General features: G+C 60.8%; 11 protein-coding genes and 1 pseudogene. 5 read left to right on the forward strand and 7 right to left on the reverse strand.

What is annotated here, in order from left to right:
- Positions 1-17: 17 nt before the first annotated feature.
- The 4 genes from ACVIIW_RS36565 to ACVIIW_RS36580 all read right to left on the reverse strand — a co-directional run bounded on the left by ACVIIW_RS36565 (position 18) and on the right by ACVIIW_RS36580 (position 3,438).
- Positions 18-494 carry a hypothetical protein gene (locus ACVIIW_RS36565; RefSeq protein ID WP_456705465.1) on the reverse strand — a complete coding sequence of 159 codons (477 nt, stop codon included), beginning with the start codon at positions 492-494 and terminating at the stop codon, positions 18-20.
- A gap of 375 nt (positions 495-869) precedes the next feature.
- Complete coding sequence (locus ACVIIW_RS36570) at positions 870-1,499, reverse strand: trimeric intracellular cation channel family protein (RefSeq protein ID WP_456705466.1); 630 nt, start codon at positions 1,497-1,499, stop codon at positions 870-872.
- A 70-nt stretch (positions 1,500-1,569) separates the two neighbouring features.
- Positions 1,570-2,820, reverse strand: coding sequence for a M20 family metallopeptidase (locus tag ACVIIW_RS36575; protein ID WP_456705467.1), 1,251 nt, complete (start codon positions 2,818-2,820; stop codon positions 1,570-1,572).
- Positions 2,821-2,880: 60 nt separating this feature from the next.
- A complete protein-coding gene (locus ACVIIW_RS36580) occupies positions 2,881-3,438 on the reverse strand; it encodes an NADPH-dependent FMN reductase (protein WP_456705468.1) in 558 nt (185 codons plus the stop codon).
- Positions 3,439-4,563: 1,125 nt separating this feature from the next.
- Between ACVIIW_RS36580 and ACVIIW_RS36585 the strand changes: the two are divergent.
- Positions 4,564-4,806: pseudogene (locus ACVIIW_RS36585) on the forward strand (GreA/GreB family elongation factor); the annotation flags it as partial.
- 1,162 nt (positions 4,807-5,968) lie between these two features.
- Here ACVIIW_RS36585 and ACVIIW_RS36590 read toward each other — a convergent pair.
- On the reverse strand, positions 5,969-6,145 hold the full coding sequence (locus ACVIIW_RS36590) for a hypothetical protein (protein ID WP_456705469.1): 177 nt from the start codon (positions 6,143-6,145) through the stop codon (positions 5,969-5,971).
- 2,535 nt (positions 6,146-8,680) lie between these two features.
- On the opposite strand from ACVIIW_RS36590, the gene ACVIIW_RS36595 reads away from it, so the two are divergent.
- The 4 genes from ACVIIW_RS36595 to ACVIIW_RS36610 all read left to right on the forward strand — a co-directional run bounded on the left by ACVIIW_RS36595 (position 8,681) and on the right by ACVIIW_RS36610 (position 10,858).
- Entirely contained in the window at positions 8,681-9,226 is a 546-nt protein-coding gene (locus tag ACVIIW_RS36595) for a sigma-70 family RNA polymerase sigma factor (RefSeq protein WP_456705470.1), read from the forward strand.
- Positions 9,223-9,870 (forward strand): ChrR family anti-sigma-E factor, encoded by a 648-nt coding sequence (locus ACVIIW_RS36600; protein WP_456705471.1) that lies wholly within the window; start codon positions 9,223-9,225, stop codon positions 9,868-9,870. The genes ACVIIW_RS36595 and ACVIIW_RS36600 overlap by 4 nt, the downstream gene beginning before the upstream one ends.
- Before the next feature lie 80 nt (positions 9,871-9,950).
- Positions 9,951-10,535 (forward strand): RNA polymerase sigma factor, encoded by a 585-nt coding sequence (locus tag ACVIIW_RS36605; RefSeq protein ID WP_456705472.1) that lies wholly within the window; start codon positions 9,951-9,953, stop codon positions 10,533-10,535.
- Positions 10,536-10,555: 20 nt separating this feature from the next.
- On the forward strand, positions 10,556-10,858 hold the full coding sequence (locus ACVIIW_RS36610) for a hypothetical protein (RefSeq protein WP_456705473.1): 303 nt from the start codon (positions 10,556-10,558) through the stop codon (positions 10,856-10,858).
- Positions 10,859-11,278: 420 nt separating this feature from the next.
- Here ACVIIW_RS36610 and ACVIIW_RS36615 read toward each other — a convergent pair whose 3' ends face one another.
- Positions 11,279-11,776, reverse strand: coding sequence for a TspO/MBR family protein (locus ACVIIW_RS36615; RefSeq protein ID WP_456705474.1), 498 nt, complete (start codon positions 11,774-11,776; stop codon positions 11,279-11,281).
- Positions 11,777-11,778: 2 nt separating this feature from the next.
- On the reverse strand, positions 11,779-12,180 hold the full coding sequence (locus ACVIIW_RS36620) for a DUF2177 family protein (protein WP_456705475.1): 402 nt from the start codon (positions 12,178-12,180) through the stop codon (positions 11,779-11,781).
- Positions 12,181-12,206 lie beyond the last annotated feature (26 nt).

The raw sequence follows: 12,206 nt of genomic DNA on the forward strand, positions 1-12,206 counted from the left end.
ACCAAGTCCGTCCGGGGTCAAAATTCGAAGAACTCAGGTCGAGCAAAATTGGTCCGCTCTGATGCGATGAGCGGACGCTTCTCAGAGGCGGCGCAGCTTCGCTGATGGCAGAAGCGCACTATTGTGGCGGCGAGCAACTTGATATGAGTAAGGCGTGGCACTCTAGAATGGGAGGGCCGAATGACCATCCGGACCGTGTTATTGGCTATTTGCGTTCTGCTTAGTAGTGCATTCCCGTCGTTTCCAAGGGCAGTTCTCCGGTCAAAGACGACGCCTGGAATCCTGAGCACATCAGCGTTCTTCCCCTTGAAGTGCGACAATACATCTCTGGAATTTGCAAGGGGCCGGCCCAGGCGCAGCATGACTTTGCAACGTACCTTCCGTCCGACAAGCGCTGGCGCATTAACCTCGAATACCTGCGCTGCGATGGCTTGGGTAAATTTCGCCACGGAAGCCTGTGTCTGGACGTCGATTTCGTTGCGGTAGGCGGTCATTTCCGGCTTGCCAACAAACAAATTAGAGGTTGCGGCTTCTGAAGTCGAATGGCCTAGAAATTGACGTTGAAGCCAAGCCTGCTGTCGCTCGAAAACGATGAGTCGAGCGAACCGCCGCCTGCGGTGCGGCAGGCGAGCACCATGCCGTGCGCAAGCTGGATATAGAAGGACCAGCGAAGCGTGCCTGCCCGGATAACGTATCCTGGTCGATGCCGTCATAGGTGCGCAGAAGCTGCAACAACGATTGCTCGACCGAGCGCATGGTGCCGTCGTAGGACTAATCGACGACGGCTCGATGTGGCTGTCCCCGACAATCCGGACCGCGTCTCCGGCTGGTGAAAGGGATCCGGGTGTCACCTGGCCCCACTCTACAGCCTAGTCTTCCTTTCGGATTCCTAGGTCTTGTCGTTCGACCCCTTTCGCGACGGGGAGTTGCCAACCGCGCCTGATCGCCATGACGCGGAGCAGGAAGCACGAAATCAGCGCGATTGTCGTCACCGCGGCGATCGGGAGCTGCAGCATATGACCGATCACCACGATGGCTGCCGCGACCAGCGCCGCGACCGCGTAGAGATCGGCACGCAGCACGGTCGGAATCTCGGCGAGCAGCACGTCTCGGATCATGCCACCGCCGATCCCCGTGACCACGCCGAGTACTGTCGCCATCACCGGATTGAGTCCGAACGACAGCGCCTTCGATGAGCCTGTGACGGCGAACAGGGCTAGTCCCGCCGCGTCGAAATACAGCACCGCGTTGGATAGGCGCACGATGAGGGGCGAGAAGTAAAAGGTAACAAGACCAGCGAGGAACGACACGCCGAGATATCGCCAGTCACCCATGGCTCCCGGAGGGACGGCGCCGATCAGGAGGTCACGGGTGATGCCGCCCGAGTTCCCCGCCGCGAAGGACAAGACCATGACCCCGAACAGGTCCAGCCCGCGCTTGGTCCCCGCCAAGGCCCCGCTAAGCGCGAAGACGAAAGTCCCGGTCAGGTCGAGCACCATAGGCAGCTTGTCCATCAGCGTTTCTCGCCTTCAGCTAGAGCTGGCTGGTCGATCCCGCGGTTAGCACCACCTATCCCGGTAGCCAAGCGCGGGCCGCAACGACCAGCGCTTCGACGCCGGTCCGCAGTGTCGGATGGAGAACGGGCGCGAATTTGGGACTGTGGTTCACGGGAAGTTCGTTGATCTTGTTCGACTCCTTGGCCTTCGCATAGATTTCCGGATCGGTGCCGCCGACGAACCAGAAGACTGAGGGCACGCGCCATTCTGACCCGAACGATCCGAAGTCTTCGCTGGCAGGGGCAGGCCCTGTCGCCCGGACCCGATCGGCGCCAAAGTGTTCCCGTAATGCGTCCACCACCCGACTGGTGGCCTCGTGGTTGTTCACGTTCAGAGGGTATCGGTCGATGGTCGTGATCTCCGGCGGCCGCGGCGCTCCCGAACCCGCCGCTTCGGCATTGGCGATCCGCTCGATTGCAGCCAGCATCCGTGAGCGCACTCCGGCATCGAAGGTCCGGACGTTGAGCTTGATAATGGCCTCGTCGGGGATGACGTTTTCCTTGGTACCTGCTTGCAGGACTCCCACCGTCAGTACGGCCGCGTCGGCGGCGGCCAGTTCGCGCGATACGATGGTCTGCAGGCGCAGTACGGTCGAGGCTGCCATCACGACCGGATCAATGCTGGCCTGCGGCATTGATCCGTGCGCGCCTCGCCCAAATAGACGTATCTGCAAGCTGTCCGCCGCCGATGTGATCGCGCCGGCGCGGCCGGCGACCGTCCCGGAAGGGCCAACCATGACGTGTTGGCCCAGAATCACGTCCGGTTTCGGAAAGCGCTTGAACAGACCGTCGTCAATCATGGCTTGCGCGCCTTCACCCGTCTCCTCCGCGGGCTGGAAGACCGCCATGAGCGTGCCCCGCCAAGAGGTCTTGGCATCCGCCATGAGTTTGGTTGCTCCCGCAAGCCATGTGACGTGCATGTCGTGACCGCACATGTGCGACACCGGCACCGTATTGCCGTCCTTGTCCGTCGCCGTAGCCTTGCTCGCATAGGCAAGACCGGTCGCCTCCTGGATCGGCAGCGCGTCCATGTCGGCGCGCAGCATGACCGTGGGTCCCTCACCGTTTCGGAGAAGTCCAACGACACCGGTTTTACCTATACCGGTCGCCACTTCGTAGCCGGCGGCGCGCAGCCGGTCCGCGGCCAATCCCGCGGTGCGAGTTTCCTGCATTGAGAGCTCCGGATGCGAATGTACATCCTTGTAGAGGGCTTCCAGATCGGGAAGCATGCCGTCCAGGGCTTGCAGCGTTTTGGTCTCGCTCATAGTTCCGATCCTCGTGAAATTTGGCCCAGCCAGAGCTTGCGGCGGTCCGGCCCCTTTTCGCTACTTGGTCTTGGCTACGATCCAAGCCTCAAATGCATGCATGAACTGCTGCAGGAACTTGCGAGTCCCCTCGTTGACGAGCTTGCCATCAGCGTCGAAGAGCTTGTCGGCTCCGCCGAGATAAGCTTCCGGCTGCGGCATCGCAGGCACGTTCAGAAACACCAGAGACTGCCGCAAATGGTGGTTAGCACCGAACCCGCCGATGGCGCCTGGCGAAGCGCTGACGACCGCTCCGGGCTTGACGTTCCAAGCACTCTTGCCGTACGGGCGCGATCCGATATCGATCGCGTTCTTCAATGCGGCCGGCACCGATCGGTTGTGCTCCGGCGTGACGAAGAGAATCGCATCTGCAGCCCTAATGCGCTCACGAAAGGAAGTCCATACAGGAGGCGGCGCGTGATCACTACCTTGGTTGTAGATCGGGAGCTGGCCGATTTCGACCTCGCTAAGGTTCAACGATCCGGGTGCGATCTGGGCAAGCGCATTCGCCAACTTCCGGTTGAGAGAATCCTCGCGGAGGCTGCCGACGATCACTGCGACGTCGCGAGTTTCGTTCATGCAGGAATTCCTTCTTTGTTTGCCGGCCCCATCGCGCCATCAAATCGTGGCGGGTCTTCCCCGGCCCCTTATCCGGTAGCCAAAATCGCGCTCCTGTGCGCGCGGGCTCGAGACGAGCAGCACGTCTTGGTCCAATCGATGCGGACGCAACTCGCACCCGAATGTGTCAGCGGTGTTGACCTCATTGGCCGTCTTCAGCGGCGTTGTTCCATGCGGCCGAGAATACTGACGCTGCTCGATAGCCTTCGCAACAGCGACATTGATTTAGATTACCCGCGCTTCCTCGAGCTTTCTCTAATGAGCTTCATGGGCGCTCGTTCAAGCGAGAGCTCAAGCACAACGCAAACCTGCGTCAGACAAAGCAGCTCGAGATCGACTGGCTGGGCAAAAATGCTTACACGACAATCCGAGAGATCGAACATCGGGCTCGCGATGCAACCGCGAGGCCAGAACGTCGCACTGGCGCGGATTGTCTTGACAAAGTACTCGTCCAACCAGGGGATGCGCTAACTCGTCGAACGGAGTCACATTCAGATGGCAGCTAAGGGCCAAGTCCTCGTCCATGGCGGTCCAACGACGCCGCTCTCGATTTGCAAGCAGTGCTCGCGTTGTAGAGCAGAGCCAATGCATCAGCCCTCCATAGTCCCGGGACGTGCGCGGGTTCGACACAATGGTACTCGTGCCAATCGGACTTATTGCCGCCATGACCTTCAGTGTCGAGATCGCCCTGCGCTTCCCGCTCACGTACACACTGGACGGCGGCAACCGCTCGTCTAGCCGGACGGCGTATGCTGCCGTCCGGGTCCGCTTTCTCTCGCCAACATCGTTGATCTTAAGATTGTGCCTCACGGAAGGAGAGCACTTTGCCTATGCCGTTGCCCGAGATTCGCTATCACGACATCTGAATACCGACGCTTGGACAGCATCGCTCGTATCGCTGCGGGTCGCGGTGACATCAACGCCCTGTTTCTCCGGGGCGAGCTCACCCGAGCCACGTGTATCCCCGACGAGGAGAACGATCCTGACTTCCTCAGGACGCGCGTCAGAATGGGATCGTGGGTAACCTACTGGACTGAAGCGGGCACGAGCGGTCTGCCTCACGGCACCCGCTAGCTCGTCTACCCTGATCAGTATAAGTATTCGAAGTGGCATCTCTCAGTGCTGTCGCCGCTGGGCGCAGCACTTATCGGGCTGCGTATCGGGAGCCAAATGCCGTTCTTCGGCAACGGAAGCATGCACCACGTGCGCATCGAGAGCGTGGACAAACCGTCGTCGAATGTCGTGCCACTGTTTTTAAACAGGCCGGCAGGCATGGGGCACAACAGACTACCGCCGGATGATGAACCTGACGGGCCAACCGCAGCGTAACCTGGATAGGAGTTCGCAGTGGGAAGAAGAGCGCCATGTCGGTGTTAGTGCCGAGAAATTGACGACAGCCGACATGCACCGTACGCACTAGCTAAGTCAGCCGGTCGGGACTGGCCTAGGAGTGGAGAACTAGAAAGGAGATTGGATGATAAGGCCGCCTTTACATGTGAATCGGCTCTGAGAGGACGGTGGCAGCTAATGACGGGTGGGCCGCGTCGCAGGAGGACGACTCCGCTCGATCCGAAGCCATCCGGCGGCTGGTCGAGATGGGCTGAAGGCGAGGATATCAGCCATTCTGATGACCGGCTCGGTGTCTCGATTGAACGTGCAATCAGCGGCCGAGCGGCAGTTGAACGACTAATAGTCACCCAACACCGCATTCAGCGGATGTCGCGCCGGGTCGGTTGGGTGGCGGCTGGCCTCGGCATTTTGCTCCTTGGCATCCTGCTCACGCAGCTTTTCGGGGTCAATCCCTAAGACTTTCACCGCCCCTTGCGCTCGCCCTGCGGCTGCGGGAACGTGGGACCACTGGTCATTCCCGCAAAGGCGAGGAGTTGATATGGCACACACCTTTCATTTTGACATGGTCCGAAAGCTGATTGCCGTTGCAATGGTTCTAGGCAGCACCAACGCTCAGGCGCAAAACTGCCGACAATATCCCCCCGGCCCCTTCCGCCTTCAGTGCGCCGAAGCAATCCATCCGCAGCTCGAAGCAAAGAGAGAAAGGTGCAAAGAGGAGGCCATATCGAAGGGCCTCAGCCGGAGCGCGCTAGATTCCGGCATGAAAGACTACGTGCATGCGTGTATGCAGCGTCGATAGCCCCTTCCGGGGCGCCTCGGCGCGTCCGTGATCTAGTGGATTGCGGGGATGCCGGGTTGAGATCGAGGGCGCCATCTGGGAGCCGATGAAGATCCAAGCCAAAACGGGGAAAGGTCTTGCTGTCTTTGGCAAGTAACCTAGGCAATCCTGATTGCGCGCTAGCCTGAGGTTGCGGGATGGCTTTCGCTCATCACAGAACTAGAGTTGAGCCCTTCTTAAATGACGACTTCCATACGGAAGACCTGATCAAGCTATTTCTTTACGTAAGCATGGAAGCCGAAATGTAGACGGTAAGAGGACTTGGCCACTTTATAGGCCATTCTGATGAGCGTGAGTCCGGTGTTACGACCGACATGGCAAAGGAGAGCAGGTCCACAACGCCGGCGGCAGGTATTCGCGGCTGCATCCGGCTTTTTCAGCGGCGGCCGTGATGGTGCCGACGTCCCCGTGCGCCATGGCGTCGATCGCGGCCATGATCTTCTTGCTGATGCGCTTGGGCTTGGCCTGCTCGTCAGTCATGGCAATTGCCTTCCCGATCCGGCGTCACTTTCGGTGGTCGGCGTAAGCGGCGCCACGGCGATTGCCGCCGCTCCGGGGTTTCTTCGACAACCCCCGCTCGCTTGAAATGAGCACGGCACCGGCGCCGACACCCTAGCCGTTATCAAATCTCCTCCCAGCAACGCCAAGTGACAGCCATGCCAAGCCTAGCGTGCCGATTACGGCGGTTGCGCTGTTGGACCCGATGCGGTCAGCAAGCCATCCCAACCAAAAGAAGCCAATCGGACCGATACCGATGCAGCTGTAAGGACACCCAGTAAGCGCGAGCGCGTCCCGGCGGCCAGCAAGCCAGCGCGCAATATGGGTGTTTTCCCTAAAAGACGCGGGCGCAACGGTTCGGCGGCGATCATATCCGATCCGGTCCCACAGACACGCGGGTTCTCGTGCGATTATTCAGATCAACGATCTATTCTCGCATAACGCGACGAGCCTCTTCGGACCACGTGGTGTTCGAGTCCGCATTCTTGTCGTTTGCGGCCAGGAGCATCGGGTTCCTTCATGAGAAGTCGCTGCATCAAGCGGGAGAACCTCCTTTGAGCGTAAATCAAGAAAACGGTTTGGACGGTGAACGTTGATCGCAAGCGGCAGCTGGCATCGTGTGGGGGCGCCGGCATCGCGGCATGGAAGCGCGGCGACTGCCCTAATTCTTGGATGGCGGTCAGGTTCGCCTCTAGCCTGGATCGACCCCGCAGCGGCATGAAATCGCGCGATAGCTACGCCGTCGGTTCCACTGAGCTACGCTGGCACCGCAACCAAGCAACGGAGTTCGAATGCTGTTTTCACGGACCGAGTGCCCTGCTATTCTCGCCGCTCGCAGTCTGTCCGGGAGGCCACAATGAGATGGTTTGACTGGCTGTTTGGAAGCGCGGCTCAGCCGACAAAAGGGCTCTTCGCGAGATTTCGACGGAAGTCAAAGGCCGCAACCGATCCCGATCTTCTCAAGATCGCCAAGGATCGAAAGGGACACGTTTCGCGCAGAGCCGTAAGGGACGAATACAACAAGCTCGTCCTGGAGAAGTACGCGCACGATAAGGCGTGACTACTTCATCCCAGTGGTCCGGACGGTACCATCTCAGTCCCTAACGACGCGACGCGATGCGCGAGTGCGAGGAGCACGGCTGGACCCAGGACCGCGCCAACCCCACCTGGCACCCGAGGTCCCTCCGGATGTCGCGGAAATCCGCGAGGTACTGAATTCGATCGGCAATCCTGCCGGGTGTCCGCCCGAGGGGACCTTAGGCTTCAAGTTCTCGCAGAATGCGCTCACGGTCCTGTTCGTGAAGCGTCGCTTCCACCGCATGGCGGCGAGGACGGCATGCGCGTCGGCCGTGTCATGCCGCGGCTCAAGGATTCTCACCGAGCCAAGCGGGCTTTTCCCTCATCGACCTGGCGCTCGGCTGTCTCCAGATGCCGTTTCATGGCCGTTCTCTCGCTCTGCACCACACCTCCGGAACCAGCCGCACCCTAACTCCTTTCGGTCAGGTCGATCAGCATGTCATGGTTCACGTTTGCCGCGCTATGCAAAAAGTTTAGATGCGCACGAGGGAACCCCGGGAGACTACAGCGCTCGAGGTGTTCTGCCGGCTCGCCGCCGGGCTAGCGGAGCGGCCATACGCCTAAACCCCCTGTCTCTCCGCAGACACTACTGGGAGTAAGCGTAAGCGTGCCTCGCCCTCCTCCGCCGCATCTTCTGGAGACATTTATCTGCCGCTGGAGGACTTTGGGAAGCGCGCCGGGCTGTTCTTGGCGCCAGACCGACGAGCAGGACACCGACCACGAGACCGTGCTGCGGGACCTGATCTCGGGCGGATACCTTATCCCGTGCAGATCGTCGTCTTCAACGCCATGGAGACCTGGTACCACGATTGCCACCCAGAGCATCGCGGACGCACTCGCCGAGCGAGCCGCCCGCGATGCGATTGACCTCTCGCCCGCGCTCGAGGCCTTCGTTCGAGCGAATGGCTTAAATTCGTTTGACTTCCAACTGGCGCTGCCGCTGCGCTTTCCATCCCGGCCCTGAAACTAGGCCGTGCTGCGGCACGCAAGTCGAACATGACATTCTGCGCTCGATTCGAGAACATTCGGTGGGTCTGCGGGGCTCACCCCGATCAGCCCATGTTCGGCCATCGCGCCTGTGCGTGGGGAAGTAGCGCAACATCAGGCGGAGGTCCGCTCTCCGCGCTAGAGCGGACCAGATTTGCTCAACCTGAGTTCTTCGCGTTTTGGACCCAAAGCAGACTTACCAGCGTAGTCCGTTGAAGGGGATCACTTCGCCGAGCGCCCATTTGCCGCGGGACGAGCAGTTAGCCTAGTCGCTTGGCAAAGAAGTGATCCGCGGACCTCGGTCATGCGTTCTAACTACGAAAAGGCCCTTGTCGAGCTACTATGGTCGCTGCTATCCGAGCTTTAACTGTGCCAATCCGGGCCAAGGCTGGCGTGCCTCGCGGGGTTGTCGCGCGGCTGCCGACCAGTGCGAGCAAAGGGCCGAAGGCGAAGGTGGACTGGGCTGACTTGATCGGACGCGTCGCCTCTTCCGGTGACAGAGATGCCTTCAAACGCCTATTCGAGCATTTCGCGCCTCGCATCAAGGGATTGATGCTGAAGGCAGGGTGCAGTGCGGACGAGGCCGAGGAGATCGCCCAGAGCTCAATGATCGCCGTGTGGCGGAAGGCGAGCCAGTTCGATCCGTCGACATCAGGGGCCGCAGCCTGGATCTTTACGATCGCACGGAACTTGCGGATCGACATGTTCCGCAGCAAGGCGCGGGCGGAGCGCGTGCGGGGCGTTGCCGAGCTGCCGGATACGCCGGATCCCGCCGAACCGGTCGATGCGGCCATTTCACGCGTTCAGGATGCTGCCCGGATCACGTCGGCCATCGAGCGGCTATCGGCGGAGCAGTCAAGGGTGGTGAGACTTTCGTTCATCGAGGAAAGGCCGCATCCGGAAATCGCAGGCCTGCTTGGAATTCCGCTCGGAACGGTGAAGTCGCGTATCAGGCTGGCGATGAGCCGCCTGAGAGAGCTATTGGACGAAGAAGCATGACCATCAGCCATCATCCGCCGGAAGATCTTCTGGCCGACTTTGCCGCCGGCAGGCTGGAAGAGGCCCACCACCTTGTCGTGGGGGTGCATGTCGCTGAATGCGTCCGCTGCGCCCGGTTCGTGCGTGCGATGGAGCAGCTTGCGGGCTTGGCACTCGGGGAGGTCGCTCCGGTGCCGGTAGCATCGGATGCATTCGAGCGCGTGCTGGCCCGGATCGACGACGCCGCCGAACCGAGAGCTGCGCCGCCCTCGACCGAGACGTTCGCAATGGTGCGAGACGTTCCACCGGCGCTGCGGAACTACCGCGTCGGCAAGCCCAGGCGCGTTGCGCCAGGTCTGAGCATGCGGCCGATTGAGCTGTCCGGCGCAGGTAAGGCACGGGCCTTCCTGCTAAGGTCCGCGCCGGGCACGCGGATGCTCGAACACACGCACACCGGTACCGAGTTGACTCTCGTGCTGGAAGGCAGCTTCAGCCACGAGGGCGGCCGTTTTGGCCCTGGCGATTTCGACTATGGCGATGACGAGGTCGATCATCGACCGATCGTCGGCGACGATTGCCCATGCCTCTGCCTGGTTGCGATGACAGGTGATCTGCGCATGAACGGTCTGCTTGGCCGGCTGATCGGGCCATTTGTGCGGCTCTGATCTTCTTCAGTCCCTCTCCCGCGGGGTGATCCGACCGCGATCCCCAAGCGTTTCAAAGCCGAACGCAAGGGAGACGGGACATGGCCTGCTCACGTCGGGCAACACAGGTACAGAGCGACGGATTGCCCGAACTGCTCGCCGGTGTGTCACGCGGCGACGCTCGAGCTTTCTCCGCGCTGCACATGATAACTCGGGGCAGACTGCGCAGGATCGCGCTTGCCGTTGGCGTAGCGCCGCATGATGTCGAAGACGTCCTGCAAGAGACCTACCTGAAGATCTGGCGCAACGCCCCTCAGTTCAATGCCGAGCGCGCTCCCGCGATGGCGTGGATGTCCGCGATCGTGCGCAATACCGCGATCGATCATCTGCGCGTCAGAAGACTGCTGACTGACGCGTTCGACCACGCGCTGTCGATAGCGGCCGGCGAGAATCCGTCTGAGACCGACGAACTCGACTACGCCAGTGCCGAACCCCTCGCCTTTGGCGCAATGGCTCGTTTGCCAGAAGATCGCCGCACGCTGGTGGTGCTCGCCTATCTCGAGGGCGAGAGCCGGGCCAATCTGTCACGGCGCTTCGGCGTGCCGGTGGGAACGATAAAGACCCGGCTGCACCGGGCTCTCCTGACGGTCCGCAAGGACTTCCTCGCCGCGTCTGGCACCGCCTGATGGTGAGGGAAAACCCGGCCTTGATCGCCGAGATCATCGAATTTCCGCTGCGCAGGCACGAGGACAACCTTGTGCCAGCGGTCATCAGGCTCGAGGAGATCGTGCGAGAGATCGAACGCATTGCGGTCGAGCAGCCTGCGGATGGTCTGCATCACCTGCTCACTGTGATCGAGCATTTGGGCGACAGGATGGTCGAGACGTCATCGCTATTGCTGGACGACGATGCAAACAGTCGAATCCAGACCGTCTTCACGACGTTATCTGAAAAGATCGCGGAAACCAGGGAGGCATTGGGTGAACTCGGGAACCACTTGCATCCGTGACGGCGCCATCAGCGACGCCAGCCGGGAGCCTTTGCTATTTTGCGGCCATTTGAGCTGTATTCACTGAGCGGCTCGCCGCCTCAAGTCCGCTCAACTCCAAGCGCGGCAGGAAAGCGGACGTCTCCCGAAGTCGCTGAAGAGCCAAACGCGACAAGTTCTAGGCTTTTTCCGCCGCCCCTGATGCCTTCCAATATTTCGTATTGGTTTGCGAGCGCCGAGAGGGTTTTGGCAATGTTCCTAAGCACCGTGGTAGCTTCCGAATTCCATTTGATGAATTCATGCTTCGTTTCCGGCGCTATAGGCGGGAAACGAACGAGCGTTCGCGGGATCAGCTCAGCTCCTGCGCAGACCTCGCGTGAATGACCGTGAGGGTGACGGGGTGAGCATGAAAAGCGTCGCATGGCACTCCACTCCAAGCTTCTAGCAGTTGAGCAGGAGCAGCGACAGATTGAGCACCATCGCGAACGCGAGCCAGGCCGCATAGGGCAGGAAAAGCAACGCCCCCAGCCGGTCTGCGGTCCACTGCCGCCAGATGAATGCGACGATGACGACGAACATTGCAGCGGTCACGCCGAGTGCGACGTCCATGCGATGAAGCGAAAAGAAGATCGGCGACCAGGCGAAGTTTAGGATCATCTGAATCGCCCATTGCCTCATCGAAACGCCGCGCGGCTCTGCCTCGAAAGTGCTATATCCCGCGACGGCGATGAGCAGGAACAGGATCGTCCAAACCGGAGCGAAGACGGCATTCGGCGGATCGAAGGATGGCTTGTTCAGTGCGGAATACCAGGCCCCAGGCCGGTTGAGCACGCCGATCAGAAGCCCCGCGGCGGGAACGAGACAAAGAAACGCGGCGCGGTGATACCAATTCCCGCTTTTGCGGCCTTGCTCCTTCGGCGGCCTGGTTGTGGCGCTCATGATCAGGGCATCATCCTTTGAGCGACGAGAAAGCCCGCCCAGGCGCTGACGCCGGCGAGAACCGATCCCCAGCAGATGTCCGCCACCGACAAGCCGGTCGACCAGCTTCGCAGCGTTGCTTGATTGGTCAGATCGTACGTCGCGTAGGTGAAACAGCCGAGCAGCGCACCGGAGGCAAATGCGCGTAGCGCGCCACCGTCCTGCTGCGCGGGCAGCACCGCGAACCAGATCAGCCCGGCGGGATAGGCCAGATAGAACACCGCGGCAGCGGCCAGATCGGGTTCGGACCGCAACATGTCGCCGAGCACCGGCCGATAGAGCCTTTCGACCATGGTCCTGAGCCAGATCATGTCGAAACCAAAGAAGGTGATCGCGACGGTGAGATACGTGAAGACCAGATTCATACGGCGTTCCCTTCCGCGCTCGCAGT

The sequence above is a fragment of the Bradyrhizobium sp. USDA 4449 genome (assembly GCF_054056275.1).

Bases quoted from the DNA above. Each gene is read 5' to 3' on its own strand.
- ACVIIW_RS36605 (WP_456705472.1), top strand. From the start codon at position 9,951: ATGGCCTGCTCACGTCGGGCAACACAGGTACAGAGCGACGGATTGCCC.
- ACVIIW_RS36575 (WP_456705467.1), bottom strand. From the start codon at position 2,820: ATGAGCGAGACCAAAACGCTGCAAGCCCTGGACGGCATGCTTCCCGAT.
- ACVIIW_RS36620 (WP_456705475.1), bottom strand. From the start codon at position 12,180: ATGAATCTGGTCTTCACGTATCTCACCGTCGCGATCACCTTCTTTGGT.
- ACVIIW_RS36615 (WP_456705474.1), bottom strand. From the start codon at position 11,776: ATGAGCGCCACAACCAGGCCGCCGAAGGAGCAAGGCCGCAAAAGCGGG.
- ACVIIW_RS36600 (WP_456705471.1), top strand. From the start codon at position 9,223: ATGACCATCAGCCATCATCCGCCGGAAGATCTTCTGGCCGACTTTGCC.
- ACVIIW_RS36570 (WP_456705466.1), bottom strand. From the start codon at position 1,499: ATGGTGCTCGACCTGACCGGGACTTTCGTCTTCGCGCTTAGCGGGGCC.
- ACVIIW_RS36565 (WP_456705465.1), bottom strand. From the start codon at position 494: ATGACCGCCTACCGCAACGAAATCGACGTCCAGACACAGGCTTCCGTG.
- ACVIIW_RS36590 (WP_456705469.1), bottom strand. From the start codon at position 6,145: ATGACTGACGAGCAGGCCAAGCCCAAGCGCATCAGCAAGAAGATCATG.
- ACVIIW_RS36580 (WP_456705468.1), bottom strand. From the start codon at position 3,438: ATGAACGAAACTCGCGACGTCGCAGTGATCGTCGGCAGCCTCCGCGAG.